Source organism: Janthinobacterium sp. GMG1 (genome assembly GCF_034427795.1).
Classification (GTDB): domain Bacteria; phylum Pseudomonadota; class Gammaproteobacteria; order Burkholderiales; family Burkholderiaceae_D; genus Janthinobacterium.
Genome location: NZ_JAXQNT010000005.1, coordinates 108345 through 131569, shown reverse-complemented (window position 1 = coordinate 131569; position 23225 = coordinate 108345). Strand labels below are relative to the sequence as shown.

23 protein-coding genes are annotated in these 23225 nt (G+C 64.0%); 7 read left to right on the top strand and 16 right to left on the bottom strand.

The features are described from left to right. Position 1: 1 nt before the first annotated feature. Positions 2-1150, bottom strand: coding sequence for an acyltransferase (locus tag SJI03_RS15450; protein ID WP_322427767.1), 1149 nt, complete (start codon positions 1148-1150; stop codon positions 2-4). A gap of 101 nt (positions 1151-1251) precedes the next feature. Between SJI03_RS15450 and SJI03_RS15445 the strand changes: the two genes are divergently transcribed. Beyond that, the gene (locus SJI03_RS15445; RefSeq protein ID WP_099378741.1) at positions 1252-2214 is read left to right on the top strand and encodes a succinylglutamate desuccinylase/aspartoacylase domain-containing protein; all 963 of its coding nucleotides are present in this window, start codon (positions 1252-1254) and stop codon (positions 2212-2214) included. Here the strand turns inward: SJI03_RS15445 and SJI03_RS15440 are convergent, their stop codons facing one another. Together SJI03_RS15440 and sugE are read right to left on the bottom strand one after the other, a co-directional pair. Next, entirely contained in the window at positions 2215-2544 is a 330-nt protein-coding gene (locus SJI03_RS15440) for an SMR family transporter (protein WP_070280339.1), read from the bottom strand. Between the two features lie 23 nt (positions 2545-2567). Then, positions 2568-2888, bottom strand: a complete 321-nt coding sequence (sugE, locus tag SJI03_RS15435) for a quaternary ammonium compound efflux SMR transporter SugE (protein WP_099378740.1) — start codon at positions 2886-2888, stop codon at positions 2568-2570. 208 nt (positions 2889-3096) lie between these two features. Between sugE and SJI03_RS15430 the strand changes: the two genes are divergently transcribed. From SJI03_RS15430 to SJI03_RS15410, 5 genes are all read left to right on the top strand, one after another. Beyond that, positions 3097-3459: a DUF1304 domain-containing protein gene (locus SJI03_RS15430; RefSeq protein WP_416208752.1), complete on the top strand. Its 363-nt coding sequence runs from the start codon at positions 3097-3099 to the stop codon at positions 3457-3459. A 164-nt stretch (positions 3460-3623) separates the two neighbouring features. Continuing rightward, positions 3624-4199, top strand: a complete 576-nt coding sequence (locus SJI03_RS15425) for a hypothetical protein (protein WP_278316333.1) — start codon at positions 3624-3626, stop codon at positions 4197-4199. Positions 4200-4267: 68 nt separating this feature from the next. Beyond that, positions 4268-5440: a helix-turn-helix transcriptional regulator gene (locus SJI03_RS15420; protein WP_035819963.1), complete on the top strand. Its 1173-nt coding sequence runs from the start codon at positions 4268-4270 to the stop codon at positions 5438-5440. A gap of 124 nt (positions 5441-5564) precedes the next feature. Continuing rightward, positions 5565-5861 carry an ArsR/SmtB family transcription factor gene (locus SJI03_RS15415; RefSeq protein ID WP_034751927.1) on the top strand — a complete coding sequence of 99 codons (297 nt, stop codon included), beginning with the start codon at positions 5565-5567 and terminating at the stop codon, positions 5859-5861. 50 nt (positions 5862-5911) lie between these two features. After that, on the top strand, positions 5912-6976 hold the full coding sequence (locus SJI03_RS15410) for an alkene reductase (protein WP_322427765.1): 1065 nt from the start codon (positions 5912-5914) through the stop codon (positions 6974-6976). Between the two features lie 157 nt (positions 6977-7133). Here SJI03_RS15410 and SJI03_RS15405 read toward each other — a convergent pair whose 3' ends face one another. After that, on the bottom strand, positions 7134-7355 hold the full coding sequence (locus SJI03_RS15405; protein WP_099378736.1) for a hypothetical protein: 222 nt from the start codon (positions 7353-7355) through the stop codon (positions 7134-7136). A gap of 249 nt (positions 7356-7604) precedes the next feature. Between SJI03_RS15405 and SJI03_RS15400 the strand changes: the two genes are divergently transcribed. Beyond that, positions 7605-8216: a 1-acyl-sn-glycerol-3-phosphate acyltransferase gene (locus tag SJI03_RS15400; protein WP_322427763.1), complete on the top strand. Its 612-nt coding sequence runs from the start codon at positions 7605-7607 to the stop codon at positions 8214-8216. A gap of 4 nt (positions 8217-8220) precedes the next feature. Here SJI03_RS15400 and SJI03_RS15395 read toward each other — a convergent pair whose 3' ends face one another. The 12 genes from SJI03_RS15395 to tssK form a co-directional block, all read right to left on the bottom strand. After that, entirely contained in the window at positions 8221-8781 is a 561-nt protein-coding gene (locus SJI03_RS15395; protein ID WP_233516194.1) for a HupE/UreJ family protein, read from the bottom strand. Beyond that, positions 8778-9416 carry an urease accessory protein UreG gene (gene ureG / locus SJI03_RS15390; protein WP_070258073.1) on the bottom strand — a complete coding sequence of 213 codons (639 nt, stop codon included), beginning with the start codon at positions 9414-9416 and terminating at the stop codon, positions 8778-8780. Before ureG ends, SJI03_RS15395 begins: the two co-directional genes overlap by 4 nt. Before the next feature lie 23 nt (positions 9417-9439). Then, positions 9440-10120 carry an urease accessory protein UreF gene (locus SJI03_RS15385; RefSeq protein WP_099378830.1) on the bottom strand — a complete coding sequence of 227 codons (681 nt, stop codon included), beginning with the start codon at positions 10118-10120 and terminating at the stop codon, positions 9440-9442. Further along, positions 10120-10644: an urease accessory protein UreE gene (gene ureE / locus SJI03_RS15380; protein ID WP_322427761.1), complete on the bottom strand. Its 525-nt coding sequence runs from the start codon at positions 10642-10644 to the stop codon at positions 10120-10122. The genes SJI03_RS15385 and ureE overlap by 1 nt, the downstream gene beginning before the upstream one ends. A 12-nt stretch (positions 10645-10656) precedes the next feature. Then, positions 10657-12357: an urease subunit alpha gene (ureC, locus tag SJI03_RS15375; RefSeq protein WP_322427760.1), complete on the bottom strand. Its 1701-nt coding sequence runs from the start codon at positions 12355-12357 to the stop codon at positions 10657-10659. Between the two features lies 1 nt (position 12358). Further along, the gene (locus SJI03_RS15370; RefSeq protein ID WP_035819980.1) at positions 12359-12688 is read right to left on the bottom strand and encodes an urease subunit beta; all 330 of its coding nucleotides are present in this window, start codon (positions 12686-12688) and stop codon (positions 12359-12361) included. A 21-nt stretch (positions 12689-12709) separates the two neighbouring features. Continuing rightward, positions 12710-13012: an urease subunit gamma gene (locus SJI03_RS15365; protein ID WP_034751936.1), complete on the bottom strand. Its 303-nt coding sequence runs from the start codon at positions 13010-13012 to the stop codon at positions 12710-12712. Positions 13013-13037: 25 nt separating this feature from the next. Beyond that, a complete protein-coding gene (locus tag SJI03_RS15360) occupies positions 13038-13904 on the bottom strand; it encodes an urease accessory protein UreD (RefSeq protein ID WP_322427759.1) in 867 nt (288 codons plus the stop codon). A 137-nt stretch (positions 13905-14041) separates the two neighbouring features. Next, positions 14042-16246 (bottom strand): EAL domain-containing protein, encoded by a 2205-nt coding sequence (locus SJI03_RS15355; protein WP_322427758.1) that lies wholly within the window; start codon positions 16244-16246, stop codon positions 14042-14044. A gap of 175 nt (positions 16247-16421) precedes the next feature. After that, a complete protein-coding gene (locus SJI03_RS15350) occupies positions 16422-18587 on the bottom strand; it encodes a sensor histidine kinase (RefSeq protein WP_322427757.1) in 2166 nt (721 codons plus the stop codon). Next, positions 18584-21664, bottom strand: coding sequence for an ATP-binding protein (locus SJI03_RS15345; RefSeq protein ID WP_322427756.1), 3081 nt, complete (start codon positions 21662-21664; stop codon positions 18584-18586). The genes SJI03_RS15350 and SJI03_RS15345 overlap by 4 nt, the downstream gene beginning before the upstream one ends. A gap of 162 nt (positions 21665-21826) precedes the next feature. Further along, positions 21827-23173 carry a type VI secretion system baseplate subunit TssK gene (tssK, locus tag SJI03_RS15340; protein ID WP_099378829.1) on the bottom strand — a complete coding sequence of 449 codons (1347 nt, stop codon included), beginning with the start codon at positions 23171-23173 and terminating at the stop codon, positions 21827-21829. Positions 23174-23225 lie beyond the last annotated feature (52 nt).

Genomic DNA, 23225 nt, shown 5'->3' with positions numbered 1-23225 from the left:
ATCAAACGTGATTGGCGGGAACGTAGCGTGCCCGCAGGCGCATGAATGGCGTTTCCACCAATCTATATAGGAGCCAGCCCGTGGCGATGCTCAACATAATCATCACCAGCATGGCACTCAGGCTGTCCGGTCCGTAACCGATATCCAGCAAGATCGGACGCAGCAGGATGCACAGCTGCTTGTGCAGCAAATAAATTGCATACGACCACAGGGCCAGGCTGGCCGCGCCCGGCACGCGCAGTTGATATAAGACACTGGCGGGACTGAGCGCCGCGATCAGCAACAAGGTAAAACTGGCCGCCAGGGCCGGATAGCCGAACACCGTCACCCAATAGCCATAGTGATCGGTGAGAAACACATAAAACATCAGCGCCGTAGCAACGATTCCCACCAGCAAGCTGCGGTTGCCGTAGGAGGTCAGGCGCGACCAGGCTGCCGGATGGTGGTTTTTCAGCAGCGCCAGCGCCACGCCCGCCACCAGCTCGTCGAAGCGGCACCACGACGCGTAATAAATATACTTGTAATAACCGAGGCCGCCGCGCGGCACTTGCACATATTCCTCCCACAGATACGCGCGCACCAGCATGCCGACGATAAAGCTGGCGGCCACGGCCAGCCACGCCCACAGCAGCGACTTGCGGCAAGCGGCAATGACCAGCGCCACAGCCGGCAGCAGCACGTAGAACTGCTCTTCCACGCACAGCGACCACGCATGGGAAAACGCCGTACCCGGCGTCAGGTTGATGTTTTGCGTAAAGGTCAGGAATTTCCACAGGGGAAGCAGCGCGCTATCGCCGCGAAATGCGGGCCACAGGTAGTACAGGGCCAGCACGGCATAAAAACTGGGCAAGGTGCGCAGGAAGCGCCGCGCATAGAAACGTGGCAAGGAAAAGCCATGCTCGCTGCGCAAGGCCGCGAATATCTGGTTGCCGATCAGATAGCCGCTGAGGGCAAAGAACAGGTCCACGCCCACCCAGCCGATTTCGCCCCAGAAACCAAACGCCCCGCCGTCGCTGACGAACAGCAAATAATGATTCATGAAGACGAGCACGATGGCCAGCGCGCGCAAGGTGTCGAGGCCATACAGGCGGGAAGAAGATGAAGAAGACGGCATGGAATCGCAAGGGAAAACAACGGTGGCGCCGATCATGCCATGCCACACGCTGCCATGGCCACATTTTTACAGGCGTCCGCGGCGAATCCCGCTAAAATATGCCGACCCCGCTTTCCCTTCCCGCAACAGCATAGGATATGTCCAGCATGAGCAGCGCACTCCACTTCAAGTCCATCAACTACACGGGCCAGGGCAGCGGCCCGCGCCTGATCGTCACCGGCGCCGTGCACGGCAATGAAACCTGCGGCACCAAGGGTATTCAACGCGTGATGGCTGAACTCGACAGCGGCGCCCTCTCCATCGTGGCCGGCAGCGTCACGTTCGTACCCATCACCAACCCGCTCGCTTACGCCAAGGGCGTGCGCAGCGGCGACCGCAACCTGAACCGCAACCTGTTCCCAAACGACAATCCGCAGGATTTCGAAGATCGCATCGCCAACTGGCTGTGCCCCCTGCTGGGACAGCATGACGTGCTGCTGGACTTGCACTCGTTCAATGCGGACAGTCAGCCTTTCGTCATGGTGGGGCCACGTAACAACGATGGCCCGCTACAACCGTTCAAGCACGAAGACAAGGAACGCGCGCTGGCGCGCCGCCTGGGCGTGCGCCGCTTCGTCGATGGCTGGCTGCAAACGTATGGCGCCGGCGTGCAGCGCCGCCTGGGCAGCAGTGACCAGGTAGGCATGGTGTTGCGCTATGGCGTGGGCACGACGGAATACATGCGCTCGACGGGCGGCTATGCACTGACCCTGGAATGCGGCCAGCACGCGGACCCGGCCGCGCCAGATGTGGCCTACCGCGCCATCATGAACACCCTGGCTTTCCTGGGTTTCATTGACGCGCCGCAACCGAATCCGATCGCCGACGCCGACATGGAAGCGCTGAACATGGTTGTCGTGCATGACAAGCTCGATGCGGGCGACCGCTTCATCAAGACCTGGTCCAGCTTTGACAAGGTGCAACAGGGCGACCAGATCGGCGTGCGCGCGGACGGCACGCCCGTGACGGCCGAATTCGACGCCTACATCCTGTTCCCGGACGTGAATGCGGCGCCGAATGCCGAGTGGTATTACCTGGCAAGGGTCGCCGCCAGCTTTTGATCAGTGACCGACCGACTTGGAAAACAGGTTGATGACGAGCACGCCGGCAATGATCAGCCCCAGGCCGATCAGGGCCGGCGTGTCGAGGCTTTGCTTGAACCAGAACCAGCCGACGGCGGAAATGAGCACGATGCCCACGCCCGACCAGATGGCGTAGACGATGCCGGTAGGAATGACCTTCAAGGTCAGCGACAAGCACCAGAAAGCGATGCTGTAGCCAATCACGGTGATGACACTGGGCCACAAGCGGCTGAAGCCCTCGGACGCCTTCAAGGCGCTGGTGGCGATCACTTCGGCGATGATGGCGATGGCCAGGTAAAAATACGTCATGGCGAGACTCATGCTGGCATCCTTTATTGTGGGCTGAGCAGTTTCAAGCCCAGGATGCCCGACACGATCAGCGCGATGCAGGCGATGCGCGCGGCGCTGGCCGGTTCACCCAGCACCATGATGCCGAAGATGGCCGTGCCGACGGTACCGATGCCCGTCCAGATGGCGTAGGCCGTGCCCAGAGGCAAAGTGCGCAAGGCCAGGCCCAGCATCAACACGCTGCCCAGCATGGAAATGGCGGTCAGTACGGATGGCACGAGACGCGTAAAACCGGCACTGTATTTAAGGCCGATGGCCCAGCCGATTTCCAGCAAGCCCGCCAATACCAGAATGATCCACGCCATACTTTTCTCCCGAGGCGGCAGGGTCGTCCCCGCCATGCAGCCCCCACATCGAGCGGGGTCGTCCCCACAGGAGCAAAGGGAAAAGTATACCATTGGGTGAAAACTCTTGCCGTCAGCACATTTTACCAGCGGGGCCGCTCCAATCGAAAGTTGCCAAAAAACATGCTGATGGCAGCATAATTGCTGCATCCATTCACTCTCGGGAATAATGATGCTACTTCTGGCCCAGATTCTTACCGCCCTCATCCTGCTGCTGCACGTCTACATCGTGTTGCTGGAAACCGTGCTGTTCGATGTGCGCGGACGCAAGGTGTTTGGCCTGTCCAAGGAAAAGGCGGAGATCGTGCGTCCCGCCATGTCGAACCAGGGTTGCTACAACGGCTTTCTCGTCGCCGCGCTGGCGCTGGGCTTTTTCCATCCGGACGCGGCCATCGCCCATGCATTTACCGTGTTCGGCCTGGCGTGCATCGCCGTGGCCGGCGTGTGGGGCGCTGCCACCGTCATGACGCGCATCCTCTACCTGCAAACCCTCCCTGCCGTCATCGCCTTGCTGCTGTTCCACTTCGCCTGATCCCTGCCAGGGCGGCCAGCCGGCCGCCCTACCCCACTCCGTGCTGCCTGCGCATACCCCAAATGGGTGATGTTTCCAAAAAACATGCCCGATACAATTCCTTGTAGCAATAAAAAAGATACCACCAGACACATGGTGGCAAGTCACAGTCCACAGGGGAAATCATGCAAGCACATCCAACCACCTTTGCCGTCACTTTGCTCGGCTGCCTCATGCTGTCCGCCTGCGGTGGGGGCGGCAGCGACGACAGTGGCTCGGGCAGCGGCTCCACCAGTGCCAGCGGCGGCACTTCGTCCACTTGCCAGTACAGCAATCTGATCAGCGATACGGAACGCAAACAGGCCAGCGCCTGCGGCATCCAGGTCTCGGGCAACTACGCCCAGGCCGATTCCGGCTACGACAGCGTGGTCGCCGCCTGCAAGCAGGGAGAAAAAGCCAAGGCCGATGCCTACTACAGCGGCACTTACCAGAAAATGGTCGACTACGCGCGCAGCGTGAGCAAGGAACTCGGTTGCGGGCAAAACAATGGCCCCACCTTGCCCAACAACACCACGGCCAGCAATTACAATTTCTGTGTCAAAAGCACCACTGTCAGTGGTAAGCTCAGCTATGAAGGTGCTTGCTACGGCCCCGTCAAATCCGGCGAAGGCGGCTGCGGCAGCGGTTATAACTATATCAGCCAGTATGCCAGCCTCAGCACGTGCACCTCCGGTGGCAAAAGCTGGCTGGAATCGCGTTAAGGAAGCCGGGCGGCCGCAGCAAACGCCGCCCGCGATCTTGTCCACCGCTTGCCGCATGAGGATCGCCCATGACGCCATCGCTCGCCGTCGCCAGCCAGGCACTGATTACCCTGATCTATGAAGCTGCCACACGGCATGGCGCCTGGTCGCAATTCCTCGCCGCCTTCGCGCAACAACTGAAATCGCACGCGGGTTTGATCTGGGCCAATGATTTCAGCAACCGCTCGGTCGACGTCCAGCTGCCGGGCAGCGGCCTGTCCGCCACGTATGGCTTCGAATCGGACGCCATGGCCAGCTTTGCCAGCTATTACGGCGCGCGCAATGTGTGGCTGGAAGACGCCACCCTGCACCGCGAAGGCGCCGTCGTCACCGGTTCCATGCTGTTTCCCGACCATTGCCTGAAGAAAACCGAGTACTGGGCGGACTGGCTGCGCCCGCAAGACATCTTTTATACGGCGGCAGCCATCGTCGAATTGCGCGCCGAGCGCTCCACCAATGTCACCGTGGTGCGCCGCGAGCAGGCGGGCGCCTACGAGGCGGGCGAGCTGGCGCTGATCCGCAGCCTGATGCCGCATTTGCAAACAGCCTTTGCCCTGCAGCGCAAGCTGCGCCGGCTGGAAGTGCTGTCCCGGAGTTCCACCCAGGTGCTGGAATTGCTGCCGTTTGGCGTGCTGTTGCTCGACGCCACGTCGCAATTGCTGTACGCCAACGAGCGGGCGCTGGCCATGACGGCTTCGACGCGGTTGCTGCAACTGCGCGAAGGCGCACCCCTGTATTGCCCGCGCGAAGCGGACAACGGCGCGCTGCGGCGCATGCTGCACGAGGCGGCCCAAACGGGTACGACGGCGGCAGGCGGCCCCGGCGGCGTGCTCAACCTGAACGGCTTGACGGGCGAACAGCTGCGCCTGCGCGTCACGCCCCTGCCCTCCTGGCACAGCCCGTTCGGTTCGGCCAGCGCCATCGCCGTCTTCCTCAGCGACAGCAGCGACCTGATCACCTCCCTGGCCGCCACCCTGCGTAATTTCTATGGCATGACGGTGGCCGAGGCGCGCCTGACGGAAGCGCTCGTCAACGGCTACTCCCTGCAGGAATATGCCGAACGCCAGCGCATTTCCATCCACACGGCACGCACGCAGATCAAGAGCGCCACCGCCAAGGCCGGCGCACAGCGCCAGGTGGACCTGGTGCGCATCGTGTTGACAGGCCCGGCCGTACTACAGCGCAACCCCCTTCCCGCCTGAATCTCTCCAAAAACGCGCTCCGCCAGCACGCTTTTCATTTATATCGTAATATGACGATATAAGAATTTGGAAAACACGATATATACATCGCTGAAAAGCGAATTGTGTATTGAGGAGAAACAACATGGATATCGACGCCATCCACAAGGCGCTGGCCAATCCGGTGCGCCGGCAGATTTTGCAATGGCTGAAGGAGCCGGAACAGTATTTCCAGGAACAGGACCACCCGCTGCACCTGGGCGTGTGCGCCGGCTTGATCGACCGCCGCCTGAACCTGTCGCAATCAACGGTGTCGGCGCACCTGGCCAGCCTGCAGAAGGCGGGCCTGATTTCCGCGACCAAGGTGGGCCAATGGAGTTTCTTCAGCCGCAATGAAGCCACCATTCAGGCCTTTCTCGACCACATGCAGCAAGGTTTGTAACCGCATCCACATCGCCGCGCGCGGCACTCTCGACAGGAAAGACAACAATCATGGCAACTTTATTCGCCCCCATCACCATTGGCAGTCTGCAACTGAAAAACCGCATCATCATGGCGCCGCTGACGCGTTCGCGCGCCGGCAATCCGGGCCGCGTACCCAACGCCCTGATGGCCGAGTACTACACGCAGCGCGCTTCGGCCGGCATGATCATCTCCGAAGCGACGGCCGTCACGCCACAGGGCGTGGGCTACGCCGACACGCCGGGCATCTGGTCCGAGGAACAGGTGGAAGGCTGGAAACACATCACCGAGGCCGTGCATGACGCGGGCGGCCTGATCGTGCTGCAGCTGTGGCACGTGGGCCGCATTTCCGCCCCCGTCTTCCTCGATGGCGACTTGCCCGTGGCGCCCAGCGCCGTCAAGCCGGCCGGCCACGTGAGCCTGCTGCGCCCGAAACAGGAATTCGTCACGCCGCGCGCGCTGGACACGGAAGAAATTCCCGGCATCGTGGCAGCCTACCGCCTGGGCGCCGAAAATGCGAAAAAAGCGGGCTTCGACGGCGTGGAAATCCATGGCGCGAATGGCTATTTGCTCGACCAGTTCCTGCAAGACAGCACCAACTTGCGCACCGACAACTACGGCGGCTCGATTGAAAACCGCGCCCGTTTGATGCTGGAAGTGACGGACGCGTGCATCGCCGTGTGGGGCGCGGACAAGGTCGGCATGCACCTGGCGCCGCGCCGCGATGCGCACGACATGGGCGACTCCGACCCGCGCGCCACCTTCGGCTATGTGGCCCGCGAGCTGGGCAAGCGCGGCATCGCTTTCATCTGCGCACGCGAAGCGCTGGGCGAAGACCGTCTGGGCCCGTACCTGAAGCAGGAATTTGGCGGCGTCTACATTGCCAACGAGAAAATGGACAAGGCAGCGGCCGCAACCCTGCTAGCCAAGGGGGAAGCCGACGCCGTGGCCTTTGGCCTGTGGTTCATCGCCAATCCCGACCTGCCCACCCGCCTGCACAGCGACGCGCCCTTGAATCCGCTGAATCCGGAGACGCTGTACGCACCGGACGCTACCGGCTACACGGACTACCCCGCACTGGCGGCACGGGCTTAACAGCAGCCTGAACGGCAAGCTGAAAGCCTCCTGAGCGGCACCGCACTGCTCATCCCCTTGCGGCGGACGCAACGATACCAACGCACTGACTGCGTGACGATCACAGCGACCGCCGCCTTACTTTATCTGGCCTTATATACGCCGCCGTTCCCCACCGTCAGCGCCATCGGCGCCGTGCCGGCCGGGCCGGACGACGCGCCTGCACGCTGCTGAAGACACGGCGTATCACCTCGACCGGTACCGCATGCTCGCGCAAATAGGCTGTCGCCACCGTCCGTCCCAGGGCGTGATGGAAAGCAACGCCCCGCTCGACGAGCTCGGCCATCACTTTGTCCGTTCGCACCTTCTCCCCATTGACCTCGTCGATACTGTTTTTCATGCCATGGCTCCCTGTCGGGTGGATCAAGACTGCATCAAGTTTTGACCACATTGTGCGCATTTAGTGCCCGACACAGAGGTCAAGCATCGTTAAAATAGCGGTAGCAACCGCCCCGACACCGCATGAATAGCGGCCTCGGCTGCTTGTCGCCATCGCCAGCCCCGTATAGAATGCCTGCGCAGAATTTTGCTTCAAGGAAAATGGCCACCAGCGCCATCCCATTAAGAACAGTGTCACTGAAGGGTATCAATGGACGATTTATTTGTACAAGCGGGCGACTTGCCGACCTGGCACCAGCGTAGCGCGCTGCGTGTGCTGCACCTGTTTGGCTGGCGCATGCGCTTCCGTCCCCTGCCAGGGCCGCGCGGCATCGCCGTCGTCTACCCGCACACGTCCAACTGGGATTTCATGGTGGGCCTGTTCGGCAAATGGGCGCTGTCGCTGCCGTTCCGCTGGCTGGCCAAGGATTCCCTGTTCCGCGGCCCGATGGGCAAGGTGCTGCGCTACCTCGGTGGCGAGCCCGTCGACCGCACCACCACCAGCGGCACGATCCAGCGCCAGGCCGAACGCATGCTGGCCGCCGACTGGTACTGGCTGGCCATCACGCCGGAAGCGACGCGCAGCTACCGTCCGAACTGGAAAAGCGGCTTTTATCACCTGGCCGTGGCTGCCAAGGTGCCCTTGCTGCTGGTCTACATCGACTACCCGAACAAGGTACTGGGCGTCGTCGACCATTTGTACTTGACGGGCGACAAGGACGCCGACATGGCCGCCATTGCCGCCGTGTATGCGGGCCACCAGGGCTTGCACCCGGAAAAGGCGGCGCCCATCGTGCTGTCCGACAAGCGCCCCGGCGCTTAAACGATTAAGCAAGTCCCATCAACACCACGCCGGCGGCCGTCAAGGCCACGCCGGCCACGCGCAACATGCGCTCGGCCAGCACCTGGCCCGTGAAACGTCCCGCACCCAGCAGAACAGCCGAGGCCAGCATGAAGCCGCAGGCGGCCGAGGCGGCCGGCAATTCCTGGCCATGCGCATTGCCATGCGCCAAGGCGAACACGCCCACCAGTCCCATGCCCAGCCAGTTCGGCAAGGCCAGCGCCAGCGCGATGGCCAGTCCCACCAGCGCCACCGTGGCGGCGATGCCCGTTTCCAGCCCGGGCAGCGTCAATCCGACCATGCCGGCCAGCGCGCCAAGCAGCATCATGCCGAGAAACGTGGCGGGCTGAGCCAGACTGTGGCGCTGCTGGCCGCCCCAGATGCCCACGCCCAGCATGGCCAGCAAATGGTCGATACCCGTGAACGGATGGGCGAAACCGGCCAGGAAGCCGGCGCTCTCGCCATGGCCGGGGTGGGCCATGGCCGGTAAAGCCAGCAGGCACAGCACCGCCACGGCGGCTGTTTTCTTCATCAGTCTTGCGCTCATTGCAGCTCCTTGCCTGGTTGATCGAGCAAACCTTGCTCGCGGATAAAATCGATGACGATCTGCACGCCGTCGCCGCTGCGCAGGTTCGTAAATACGAACGGGCGCTCGCCGCGCATGCGCTTGGCGTCCTGCGCCATGATGTCCAGGTTGGCGCCCACATACGGCGCCAGGTCCGTCTTGTTAATGATCAACAAGTCGGAGCGCGTGATGCCGGGCCCGCCCTTGCGCGGAATTTTTTCGCCACCGGCCACGTCGATCACGTAAATCGTCAGATCCGACAATTCCGGACTGAAGGTGGCGGCCAAATTATCTCCGCCCGATTCGACGAGGATCAAATCAAGGTTGGGAAAATCTGCCTGCATGCGCGCGATGGCTTCCAGGTTGATCGACGCGTCTTCGCGGATCGCCGTGTGCGGACAGCCGCCCGTTTCCACGCCCATCAGGCGCTCGGCCGGCAAGGCATCCGCGCGCAGCAGGATTTCCATGTCTTCCTTGGTGTAGATGTCATTCGTGATGACGGCCATGTCGTAGCGTTCGCGCATGCCCTTGCACAGCATTTCGCACAGGGCCGTCTTGCCCGAGCCGACGGGGCCGCCGATGCCTACGCGCAGGGGGTTTGAGGTAATCGATGTCATGTTGTAGTCTCTCGTGGTAGTGTTCAGGAGCGGTACAGGCGGCTGTACTGCACTTCGTGCCGCATCGACAGCAGCGACAGGCCGGGCGCCCAGTTGCCCATCTCGTCATCTAGTAAGGTTTGCGCCGTCAGGGCCGCCGCTTCCAGCTCCGGCCGCAGCGACAGCAGCAAACGCTGCCCCGCCACCTGCCCCAGCGGCACGGATTTCACGCAGACGAGCACCTGGTTTTCCGCCCAGGCAAACAGCATGGCCAGCAGCGCCTCTTCACGCGGAATGGCCAGCGCCGCCACGGCGCAGGCATAGGCCGTGGGCAAGGCCACTTCCGGCTGGCTCTGCAGCATGTCGATCAGGACGCCGTCGGCCACGCCCAGCTCGGCCAGCAATTTGGTCAGCGAATAGCCCATCTGGATGGTTTCGGCGCGAAACTCCGCCGTGTCGCGCGAAGCGATGAAGCGCTCGCTCCAGCGCTGCACGGCGCACAAATCCTGTTCTTCAAAGGCCTGCATCAAGCGCCAGCACAAGGGCGCTTCCCAGCGCGCCACCACCTGGGCCAGATGCTGGGCGATCCACGCGCGCGCCGTGGCCGCGTCGTGCACCAGGCCGGATTCGAGCGCCGCTTCCAGCCCCTGCGAATAACTGTAGGCGCCGATGGGCAGTGCCGGGCTGGCGAACTGCAGCAAATGCAGCAGGGCCGACGCCTGCATCATGCAGCGCCTGGCACATCGCCGGGACGGTGGATTTTCTGCCGCAGCGGCACGGGCGCCAGCAAGTGCTGGCCGTGGCCATCGTGGTGGCCATGGCCGCCGCCATACGCGCCCGCCTCCGGCTCGAACGGCGCGCTTTCTTCCGTCACGCTCGCCTGCAAACCTTCCAGCATCTCCTTCAATACCACGTCCTTGCGGATGCGCAAAAAGCCGTCGCCCACCTGCGCCTGCGTGTGGCGGTTCCCCAGATGGAAAGCGCAGCGCAGCAGGGTATGCGCATCAAGGCAGCGCACCAGGTAGGTCGGTTCGCGCGCGGCGACGATCTGCACCACCTGTCCTTCCGGCCCCGTCATGCGCTCGCCATCGCGCAGCACCGTGCCGCGCACGGTGAACACGGCCACGTCGTCGCCATTCGACAGCACGGCGCGCAGCCGGCACTTTTCGCGCTGGTCGTAGGGCAGCACGAGTTGGGCGAACGGGATGCGGTCATCGTCCGCTCCCAGTTTGGTATGCAATGTGAGCATGATGTCTCCTGCCTAAAATAGAAAATAGCGCTGCGCCATCGGCAGCACGGCGGCCGCCTCGCACACGAGCAGCTGGCCGTCGGCGCGCACGGCGTAGGTTTCCGGGTCCACTTCCATGTGCGGCGTGGCGCTGTTGTGGATCATGTCGTGCTTGCGCAAGCCGCGCATGTTCTTCACGGCGATGACGGATTTATTCAGTTTCAACTGGTGGCCGATATCGAGGTCGTAAGCCGCCTGCGACACAAATGTGAACGACTTTTTCAGGCCGCCGCCGAAGGCGCCGAACATCATGCGGTAGTGCACGGGCTGCGGCGTGGGAATCGAGGCGTTCGGGTCGCCCATCTGCGCGGCGGCGATCATGCCGCCTTTCAGAATCATCGATGGCTTGACGCCGAAGAAGGCCGGCTTCCACAGCACAAGGTCGGCGATCTTGCCCGCCTCGATGGAGCCCACCACGTGCGAAATGCCATGCGTGATGGCCGGGTTGATCGTGTACTTGGCGATGTAGCGCTTGGCGCGGAAGTTGTCGCTGCGCGCCGTGTCGGGCGCCAGCGGTCCCCGCTGCACCTTCATCTTGTGCGCCGTCTGCCAGGTGCGCATGATCACTTCGCCGACTCTGCCCATCGCCTGCGAGTCGGACGACATCATCGAGATGGCGCCGATGTCGTGCAGGATATCTTCCGCGGCGATGGTTTCGCGGCGGATGCGCGACTCGGCAAAGGCCACGTCTTCGGCAATCGCCGGGTCCAGGTGGTGGCACACCATCAGCATGTCCAGGTGTTCGTCGAGCGTGTTGACGGTGAAGGGCCGTGTGGGATTCGTCGACGAGGGCAGCACGTTGGCCTGGCCCACGGCGGCGATGATGTCGGGCGCATGGCCGCCGCCCGCCCCTTCCGTGTGAAACGTGTGGATGGTGCGGTCCTTGAACGCGGCCAGGGTGTGCTCAAGGAAGCCGCCCTCGTTGAGGGTATCGCTGTGCAGCGCCACCTGGATATCCATGCGGTCGGCCACCGACAGGCAATTGTCGATGGCGGCTGGCGTGCTGCCCCAGTCTTCGTGCAGTTTCAGGCCGATGGCGCCCGCGCGCACCTGCTCTTCCAGCGGCAGCGGCAGGCTGACGTTGCCCTTGCCCATGAAGCCCAGGTTCATTGGGAAGGCGTCGGCCGCCGCCAGCATGGCGTGCAAGTGCCACGGCCCCGGCGTGCAGGTGGTGGCGGCCGTGCCCACAGCCGGCCCCGTGCCGCCGCCCAGCATGGTGGTCACGCCGCTCATCAGGGCTTCCTCGATCTGCTGCGGGCAGATGAAGTGAATGTGGGTGTCGACGCCGCCGGCCGTGACGATCAGGCCTTCGCCGGCGATGATCTCCGTGGCGCCGCCGATGGCCAGGGTCACGCCGGGCTGGATATCCGGATTGCCCGCCTTGCCAATGCCGAAAATCAACCCATTTTTCAAGCCGATGTCGGCTTTGACGATGCCCCAGTGGTCGAGGATGACGGCATTCGTGATGACGGTGTCCATCACCTCGGCCGCGCAACGCTGCGACTGGCCCATGCCGTCGCGGATCACCTTGCCGCCGCCGAATTTCACTTCTTCGCCATAGATCGCGTAGTCATGCTCGATCTCGATGAACAGTTCCGTGTCGGCCAGGCGGATGCGGTCGCCCCTGGTGGGGCCGAACATCTCGGCATACGCGCTGCGGGGAATGCTGGCCATCTCAATCCTTTCCCGGTGGTGTGTCTTGCAGTTCGCCCATCACTGCGCCATTGAAGCCGTAGACCTTGCGCTCGCCCGCCAGCGCCACCAGTTCCACCGTGCGCTGCTGGCCCGGCTCGAAGCGCACGGCCGTGCCGGCCGTGATGTTCAGGCGCATGCCGTAGGCGCGCCAGCGCTCGAAGGCCAGCGCCGGGTTGACTTCAAAAAAGTGGAAGTGCGAGCCTACCTGGATCGGCCGATCGCCCCGGTTGGCCACCACCACGGTGGCCGTGGCGCGCCCGGCATTCAAGCTGATTTCGCCTTCTTCCAATTGGTATTCGCCTGGGGTCATGAGGAGCTCCTTCTCAAAAGACTACGGTATCGGGTGGTGCACGGTCACCAGCTTGCTGCCATCGGGGAAGGTCGCTTCCACCTGGATATCGGGGATCATCTCGGCGATGCCATCCATGACGTCGGCGCGCGACAGAATTTTTGTCCCGTCCGACATCAGCTGCGCCACCGACTTGCCATCGCGCGCGCCTTCCATGATGGCGGCGCTGATCAGGGCCACCGCTTCCGGATAATTCAATTTCAAGCCGCGCGCCAGGCGCCGTTCGGCCAGCAGCGCGGCCGTAAAAATGAGCAGCTTGTCTTTTTCTCGGGGAGTCAGGTCCATGTTTTTCCTTGCGCTTCTTTCCTGATTAAGTGTTCCAGATGCGGGGCACGACGGCATCGCGTCCCAGCATGGCGGGGCGCAGCAGCTGCCATGCGGCCAGCATGACGCGGCGCGCCGCTTCGCTGTCGCCGCACAGCAGGCGCACCGCCACCAGCGATTTCATGTGCGTGGCGCCAAACACGGCGCCGGCCGGCACGGCGATCTCGCGCACGGCCGCCAGCACGGCGGGAGAAACAGGCACGCCGACGGCGATCAGGGTGGCGCACACCGTGTGTCCTCCCAGGCCCAGGGGGCTGGCCATCAGTGCGCCGCCCGCGGCCAGCACGCCCTGCTCCCACCACAGCAGCTTGCCGCCGCGGCGGATCTGCACCTGCTGATCGATGCTGCCCGTGTTGAAAATTTCGCCCGAGGCGCTGCGTCCCAGGCAGACGATGTCGCAGCCGATGTAGCTGGCGTCCGGCGCCAGCTCCACCTCGTGGCGCAGGCGCACGCAGGCCTGGTCGAAGAAGATGCTCTCCTGCGGCAGCCACTCGATGGCCGCGCCGCTGCCGGCGCGCAGCACGATGCGCTGGCCCGAGACATGGTCGTTGGCGCGGTACCACTTGGCGGCGCCCGGCGACGTGAGCAAGGCGCGCGCGCCCTCGCCCACCGTGGCGTCGACGGCCAGCTGGTCGCCGCCCACGACGCCGCCCGGTGGATGGATGATGATGGCGTGGCAGACGGCGTCGCCTTCCGGATACAGGGGCTTTTGCACGCGCAGGGGGCCACTGTGCGTGCGCTCGACGAGGCGGCTGACGCCATCGTGCAGCGCAAAGCCCAGGCGCAAATGCGCCTGCCAGGCGCTGTGCGCACTGGCTTCATTCGGCGTGACTGGACGGGTACTGTCTGGCATGCGGAGCAATCGCGTAAATAAGCGATTACCTAAGCAGGATATGTGCCAGCATCAGGGAAAGGAAAAGTGAGAATCGTGCACCGCGCTGCAGCGGATGCACCGGCATGGTGCATTGGCCGCACCGCAGTGCTTGCCTCCTACGCCACGCCCAGGGTGCGCCGTTCGCGCAGCAAGGCCGTGAACGCTTCGGCAGCCAGGGGACGGCTGAAGTAATAGCCCTGCATTTCATCGCAGCCGTGTTCCGTCAGGAAGTCGACCTGTGCGCGCGTTTCCACGCCTTCGGCGATGACGCGCATGTCCAGGTTGTGCGCCAGCGAGATGACGGAGCGGGCGATGGCCGCGTCGCTGCTGCTGGTGGTGACGTCGTCGACGAAGGATTTGTCGATTTTCAGCACGTCGATGGGAAAGCGTTTCAGGTAGCCCAGGCTGGAATAGCCGGTGCCGAAATCGTCGAGCGAAATGCCCACGCCGATATCCTTCAGGCGCGTGAGGGCCGCCACGGCCTTGTCCGGGTCGCCCATCACCGTGCTTTCCGTGATTTCAATGCCCAGGCAGGCGGGTGCGATGCCGTACTTGCGCAAGACCGCCTCGACGAACGGCACCGTGCGGTCTTGCGCGAACTGTTTGCCGGACAGGTTGACGGCCACCTTGACGCTGCCCAGGCCCGCATCGTGCCAGGCGCGGATTTGCGCGCACACGCTTTCCAGCACCCATTCGCCGATGGCCGTGATCAAGCCGTATTCCTCGGCCAGCGCGATGAACAGGCCGGGCGGCACCTTGCCCAGCACCGGATTATCCCAGCGCAGCAAGGCTTCCGCGCCCAGCAAGGCGCCCGTGCGCAAGCACATCTGCGGCTGGTAGTGCACTTCGAATTCATCGCGGCCGATGGCGCCGCGCAGCTGCTGCTGCATCGCAAGGCGGGCGCGGATATCGCTGCCCATGCGCTCCGTGAAGAAGGCGTAATGGTCGCGCCCCATTTCCTTGGCGCGCACCAGGGCCGTGTCGGCGTGGCGCAGCACGTCGTCGAGGCTGTCGCCGTCGGCCGGGCACATGGCGATGCCGATACTGGTCGTCAGCGCCAGGCGCTCGCCATCGACGCTGAGTTCTTCGCGCAAGCCGGCCAGGATGGTTTGCGCCAGCGCAAGCGTGCGCCCCAGCAGGGCATCGTCCTGCAGCAGTATCTGGAATTCGTCACCGCCCTGGCGCACCACCGTGTCGCCTTCGCGCACGCAGCCGGACAGGAAACGCGCCACCACTTGCAGCGCCTTGTCGCCCACGGCCTGGCCGTGCGAATCGTTGATGTTCTTGAAGCGGTCCAGGTCCAGGCACATCAACACCACTTGCTGGCTGTCGCGCTGGGCGTTCGCGCGCGCCTGCTCGAAGCGCTCGCGCAGCAGCACGCGGTTCGGCAAGCCCGTCAGCGCGTCGTGGTAGGAGAGGAAATCGATCAGATGCTGCTCGGCCTTGCGCTCGCTGATGTCGAGGAAGACGCCGATGTAATTGACGACGGCGCCATCAGGCCCGTGCACGGTGGAGGCGCTGAGCAGGCAGGGATAGGTGTCGCCGCTCTTGCGCCGCGTCTGCACCTCGCCCGACCAGCAACCGCTGCTGCGCAGGCCCTGGCGCAAGGCCAGCAGCACCGCTTCGCCCGTGTGTTCGGCATGCAGGCGCATGATGTCCGTGCCCACCACTTCCTGCGCCGCGTAGCCGGTGATGCGGGTAAAGGCGGGATTGGCCGTGACGATGACGCCGGCCGGATTCGTGATCAGGATGGCGTCCTGGGTCGCTTCGAAGACTTGGCCCGACAGGCGCAGCAATTCTTCATTGGCGCGGCGGATCTGCACTTCGCGCGCCAGGGTGCTGGCCACCTGTTCCAGTTCGGCCGTGCGTTCGGCCACCCTCCGCTCAAGGTTGGCGCGCTCCTGCGCCAGTTGCAGCTGCGCCCGCGCCAGGCGCACGTGGGCGTCCGTGCGGGCCAGGATTTCCTCGGCCTGGAAGGGCTTGGCGATGAAATCGACGGCGCCCAGCGCGAAGCCGCGCACCTTGTCGTCCGTATCGTACTGCGCCGACAGGAAGATCACCGGCACCTGGCGCAGGGACGGTATCTCCTTCAGGCGCCGGCACACTTCAAAGCCGTCGAGGCCCGGCATGCGCACGTCGAGCAGGATCAGCTCCGGCGGGCGCGCCTGGGCCGTCCACAGGGCCAGTTCGCCGTTCGGCGCCTGGCGCACCGCATAGCCGGCGCCGCCCAGCAAATCGCTCAACAGCTTCAGCGAAGCCGGCGTATCTTCAACGATCAGTACTTCGCCCTTCGAATTCACTTCCGAAAAATCGCGGTGCATGTAGCAGTTCTCTCAGCTTTGGATGAGGCGCGGCGATCAGTTGCCGCGCTGGACAAGACATTTCTTTGCGATGAACTACGTACTATCATCATAATCTTTATTGCAATTTAGCACCATCCATCGGCGCCACTTAGTCCGTCTTTTCAGCGAAACCGATGTTGTCAGCCCACACTTTTCAAGCGGGCGCCAGCGCGCCCTCATTCTCCAGCAAGTCGCACAGCTGGCGGTATTGATGCTGGTCAAGCATCGCCTGCAGCGGCGCCAGCACGGGCGCGGCGGCCGCCGGCAAGGCGCCCAGCAGCAGTGCTACCCTGGCCAGGTTCAATTCGCGCAGCGCCACCAGCAAGGCCGCGCGCTCGTCCCCGGCCAGCAGCAGCAAGTCTTGCGCCCGCAGTGCCGGTGGCGCCTCGGGCGCCGGCGCCACGGGCTGCGGCACGGGCACCTGCACGGGCGCCTCGGCCGCCTGCGCGGGAATGCTGAAGCGGAAGGTGGCGCCCTGCCCCGGCATCGATTCGACCGTCAGTTCGCCTTTCATCAATTGCACGAATTCGCGCGAGATGGCCAGGCCCAGGCCCGTGCCATCCTTCGGTCCCGCGCTGTCGGCCTGCACGAAGGGTTCGAAAATGCGCTGCTGGTCCTCCGGGGCGATGCCCATGCCCGTGTCGCTGACGGCGAACGACAGCATCCATTGCCCGCCATCGCGCCATTCGCCGCGCACGCGCAAGGTGACTTCGCCGCCGCCGGCAAACTTGACGGCGTTCGACATCAGGTTCAGCAGCACCTGGCGCAGGCGCGTCGCATCGAGCAGCACGGCCGCCGGCACGTCAGCGCAATCGAGGCGCAGGGCCAGCCCCTGCTGCTCGGCGCGCATGCCCAGCATGTCCATCACTTCCTGCAGCAGGGGCGCCAGCGCCACCACGGCCGCCTGCGCGTGCAGGCGCCCCGCCTCGCCCTTCGACAGTTCGAGGATTTCATTGATCAACGTCAATAAATGATTGCCGGAGCGGTGGATGATCGCCAGGTTGCGCTTTTCATCGTCCTGCATGTTCGGCGAGGCGGCCATCAGGCGCGAAAAGCCGATCACGGAATTGAGGGGCGTGCGCAGTTCATGGCTCATGTTCGCCAGGAAGGTGCTCTTGGCGCGGTTCGCCGCCTGCGCCTGGCTGACGGCGACCGACAGGGCGCTCGTGCGCTCGGCCACCAGTTCTTCCAGGTGATGGCGGTGGCGCAGCAGTTCCAGTTCCGCCTCGCGGTGCGCCGTGATGTCGTAGTTCGAGCCCACCAGGCGCATGGGCCGGCCCTGCCCGTCGCGGAAGATCACGGCGTCGGCCTTGATGTAGCGGATGGCGCCATCGGGCCACAGGATGCGGTACTCGTGCGTGAAGGCCTGGCCGGCGCCCAGTGCGGCGCGCAAGGCCTCCTTGGCGGCCGGCACGTCGTCCGGCACCAGCGCCGCGCGCCAGATCGCCGCCGGCGCCATGGTGCTGTCCGCGTCGGCCTTGAACTGCGCATACATCTGTTCATCCCACTGCAAGGCATCGCTGCTGACATTCCAGTCCCAGATGCCGATGCTGGCCGCGCCGGTGGCCATCTGCACGCGTTCCTCGCTGCGCTGCAAGGCGCGATAGCGGCTGTCGAGCAGCGCCACCATGTCGCGGATGGAACGGTACAGCGTGCGCAGCTCGCCCAGGAACCACGCTTTCGGCGGCGTGCCAAACGCTTCGCCCTGCCCCGCCTGGATGCCGGCCGCATACTGGCCGATCGCCTTCAGGGGCTTGAGCATCAGACACCACATGAGCAGCCAGATGCTGGCCACCAGAATCACGTCGAGCGCCACGATCATGGCACCGATGCCCAGCGCGCGCTGCCGCAGCTGCGCGTGCAGCAGGGCCGGCGTCGCATACACGGCCACGTTGCCGATGACTTGCCCGCCCATCGTCACGGGGCGCCGCTGCACCAGCCAGCCGGGTTCGGCGGACAGCGAGGGGAAACTGTCGATGGTGTTGGCCGCCGTGCGGCGCAGAACCAGCGCTTCCTTGCCGATGCCCGGCGTCAGGGCGCTGGCCACCAGGTCGCGTTTGCCCAAGGTGCTGCGCATGATAGCCTGCATCTGCTTTTCATCGAGATTCCACAAGGGCAGCTCGATGGCCACGGCCAGCTGGTCGGCGCTTACGGCCAGGCTGCGATGCAGCTGCTGCCAGCGCTGCTCGCGTTCGGACTGGTAAAACAGCACGGCAAACACCAGCAGCAGCGCGGTGACGACAAAAGTCAGCGTCACGCTGACGGCCAGCACGATGGACACGCCGCCCAGGCGCGCATCTTTGGGTGCGTGCCTGGTCATGCGTCTTCGCCCTGCGGCTCGCTGGCCAGCTGCGCCAGCAAGGCGCACAGCGGTTGGTACTGATGCTGTTCCAGCATGGCGCCGACATGCGCGGCCAGCTGCGGCAGGCTGGTCGCCACGCCGGCCAGCACGATGGCGCTGCGCCGCAAATCGAGGGCTTGCACGGATTCTAGCAGCGCCTGCCGCTCGGCCGCGCCCAGCTGGCCCAGCGACTGCTGCAAGTCAAAGGGAGCCGCAGGCACGCGCGGCGGCGCGGCGGCGGTGCGCTGGAAGCGCACACCCAGTTGCTGCTCCAGCATGGCGAACAGGTGTTCCTGCTCGATCGGCTTGCGCAGGAAGCCGTCGGCGCCGGCCGCCAGCGCCTCCTGCTTTTCTTCCTCGAAGGCGGAGGCGGTCATGATCACCAGGCGCGGCTGCACCAGCGCCGGCTGCGCACGCAGCCAGCGCGTCAGCGCCAGGCCGTCCATGTCCGGCATGCGCCAGTCGCTGAGCACCATGTCGTAGCGCTGCGCCGCCAGCATGGCTTGCGCCTGCACGCCGCCCGCCGCCTCCTGCAGCTGGAAGCCCAGCGGCGCCAGCAAGCCGGCCAGCAGCTTGCGGCAGTTGTCATCATCGTCGACCAGCAGCACCGTGCGCCCGCGCTGGCCCGCCGGCAGGCGCGCCACGCGGCCCGGCGCCAGCGACGCGATGGCCGGTTGCTGCAGCACCGGCGCGCGCAAGTCGAAGTGGAACACGGAGCCGGCGCCCAGAGTCGATTCGACGCGCAGCTCGCCGCCCATCAGGCGCACGAATTCGCGCGAAATGGTCAGCCCCAGTCCCGTGCCGGCCTGCGCCACGGCGCTGTCGGCCTGCACGAACGGCTCAAAGATGCGTTCCAGGTCCTCTTGCGCGATACCGCTGCCCGTATCGCGCACGGCAAACGCCAGCGCCACTTGCCCATCGCCGCCAGCCTGGCAGGCCAGCGACAGGGTCACGCTGCCCTGCTCGATGAACTTGAGCGCGTTTGACAGCAAATTGAGCAGCACCTGGCGCAGCTTGGCGCCATCGAGACGCACCAGCGGCGGCACGCCGGAGCGCTCGAGCCGCAGCGCGATGCCCTGGTCGCCGGAGCGCATGCGCACCATTTCGAGCACCTCGTCGAGCAAGCCGTTCAAGTCCACGGGACCCGCTTGCAGCTGCATGCGGCCCGCCTCGATTTTCGACAATTCAAGGATATCGTTGATCAAGGTCAGCAAATGATGGCCGGCGCGGTTGATGATGGCCAGGTTATGCTTTTCTTCCTCGAACATGCTGCTCGAATCGGCCATCATCTGCGAAAAGCCGATCACGGAATTCAAGGGCGTGCGCAATTCGTGGCTCATGTTGGCCAGGAAGACGCTTTTCGCGCGGTTCGCCGATTCGGCCTCGGTGACGGCCACCGACAGGGCCGCCGTGCGCTGCTGCACCAGTTCTTCCAGGTGGTCGCGGTAACCGAGCAGCTCCTGCTCGCTGTGCTTGCGCTCGGAAATGTCGACGATGCCGCTGCGCACCAGGCGCCGCCCTTCCATCGGCAAGCGCACCAGCCGCACTTCACACGGAAAGATGCTGCCGTCGGCGCGCCGCACATTGCGTTCAACCAGGATGGGTTCACCCAGCATGGCGCGGCGCAGATGCTCTTCCATCATCAGTCCCAACGGCAGGCCATCGGGTTGCTCGCCGGTGTACAGGTCGAACGGCCCACGTGCCAGCAGAGCTTCGCGCGACATCCCCAGCATGCGCTGCGCGCTGCTGTTGGCATCGATGAAACGGTCCAGGTCCAGGTCATACACGACGATGGCTTCGGGCGCATGCTCGACGAGGATGCGGAAGCGCTGCTCGCTTTCGCGCGCGTCGCTCTCGGCGCGGCGCAGGCGGCGGCGCTGCAGCAGCAGGGCGCTCAGCATGCACGCCATGGCGAGAAACACGGCGCCAGTCGACAGCACGGCGACGCGGTGTTCGTGCCACAGCTGCGGCGGGCGGTTGAAGAACAAGGTGTGCGGCGGCAGCCGGCTGAAGTCCGCATCCCAGCGCTGCAGCTGTTCCCAGTCATACATGGGCACCGGGCGGACCGGCGGCAGCAAGGCGCCCGGCGCGGCAGGTGCCTTGCCGGCCAACACGGCCAGCGACATCTGCGCCACCTGCTGCGCGGCCCCTTCGATGTGCAGGATGGAGCCGCCCAGAATACCCTTGCCCACGCTCGTGTTGTACATGCCGAAAGCGGGCACATTTGCCAGCCGCGCCAGTTCCCCGGCAAACTGCACCGGCGTGGCGATGGCGCCGTCCACGTCGCGGTTGACATTGCCCGCCACCAGCAGCGTAGCGGCGGGCAGGTGCGCCACGGCCACGCGCATCTGTTCCAGGGTCAGGTCATCGAGATAGCGCATGGCCACCTTGCCCTGCCACGCCTGCGCCGCCTGCTGCATGCTGCGCTTCAAGGCCTGGTCGGCCTCGCTGGCGCCGACGGCCATGACGATGGTTTTCGTTTCCGGAAACAGCGCCATGGCTTGCGTCAGGGTGCCGGGAAAATCGACATTCGCCTTTTGCTGCCAGATGGCCAGCGGGCTGCCGGCCGGCAAGGCCTTGCCCGAGGTATTAATCGCCAGCACGGGCACGCCGCGCGCCAGCGGCGCCAGGTCGGACAGCAGAAAATCGAGCGCCGGTTGCTGCATGGCGATGATCAGGTCGGCCTTGCGCCCCATCATCTGTGTGTATCTTAAAAGCAACAAATCACGCATCTCGTTGCGCAGCGCCGGGTCGCCCTGGGTATTCAGGTTCAGGTGCTCGACCATGATGTCTTCGCTGGCCAGGCCCGCGGCGGCCATGGCGGCCACATAGGTGCGCGTGTACGATTCCACGCCGGCGCGGCCGTAATCGTAAGCATTGAGGAACAGCACGCGCTGCCCCTGATGCAGCGCCGCAGCGGCCGGCGTCGCAGCCGGCATGGCGGCAGGGGCTGCGGCAACACAGAACGCCAGCAGCAATGCGCGGCCACAGCGGCGCACCGCTGCCCTGCCCATCCCGCCGCCAGGCCGCAAGCCGCCCGGCACCTCACGCATCATTCGCCATGCCCATGCTCGCCCCCGCCTGTCACCATGTTTCAACTATGCGCCGACTGCTCAGCCACCGACACTTACAAAAACATGATAACGTCAACTGGAGGGGCAAGTCTATTCCTTAGGGCAATCTTTTGACAAGACGCCCGCTCGTCACGCCAAGCATCGTTACGCGGCGGTGCCGCTGATACCGAACAATTCCAGCTTCAACCCTTTTATGCCAGACGGCACATAAATCGCAATCGCCTGGGCCTTGATCATGCTGTCATAAATACTGCCTTTGTTGTCGATCGAAAAGTAATACGTATTGGGCCGCACCGGCACCTCTGCAGGAACCTGGGCCATATGGCGCAACTCGGCACCTGGAAGTGCCCGGCCCAGTAATAGTTCGATATTGTCCGGAGAGGATATTTTGAACTGCAACGGCACCGTGGCAACCAGTTCCAGCGCCGGCATATCGGCGTTTACCGCAAGACAGAGTTCGGTCTGACGGTCAATCCGCTTGGCATCGAGCAAACCGTGATAGTGGGTATTCTGTTGCGTGTCGTTGGACAATGCAATCGGGAAGTAACGCGACAGCAGCACCGTATCGATCAGGTCGCGAATGATGCCGTCGAGCTTGCCGAAACCGGGTGCCGCGTCATCGTGACAATACGCCGGCAAGTCGCTTAATGTGTATTTTTTCGAAAACGTCATCAAGCCACCGGCCAATGCCATCATTTTTTCAAATAAGTACACGGGATGGTGGCGCCGGTAACTGGCGCAATGACTGAGCGTGGCGCTGGCCGTGCTCAAGGTATTGAGCATCCAGAACGAGGAAACATCCCCGCCATGAAATTCAACGGTATTTTTACCGGGCTGACGGTGGCGGCTGTACAGTGCCTCAATTTTCGCCCCCATGCGGTCAATCAGCGACTCGAGCATTTTCTGCAGCGAAGGCTCGGCGCTGACGGTCAGGCCAGGCGGGATGAAGGAAGTATCGACTTCAAAGCCGCCGTTGCCGGCGCGGTATAAGCGGATCACCGGGATGGCAAGATAATCATGCAGGGGATCCAGTTGCGACAGCAGGTACACGCGTTTCTTCAGGTAAGCCACGTCTATGCTGACTGCCTCGCTGTACAGATCCGGAGTTTCGATATCCGCCTGGACATAGCGCGCGCCTGCGGAACTCACATTGCCGCCGTGTGCCTGCAACGCGGGCAACGCGGCATAAAAAGTAAAACTATATTCGCTGGAAGGCAGCTTGGACAGATCAACGGCGCCGGGTAATACATCGCCAAGCGGCGCCTCAAAAAGTTCCCCATCCTGGAAGACGAGCGACATGGCGTCCGCCCGCAGGCTATTGTTGGCCAGAGCATCCGCATTCCAGCTGACGCCATGCACGCCCCATAAATGTGGATTGATTAATGAGGCCAGACGTTGCAGGCGCGCTTCATGGTAGCGGTCCAGCTGCTGGAATTGCTGGGGACCGATGGCCAGGCCCTCGGACCACAGTAATTTGGATGGCAATGTCATGGCGTTCTCCATGTTGACCGTTGGAATCATGCTGCCTTGCCAGTCTGATGTC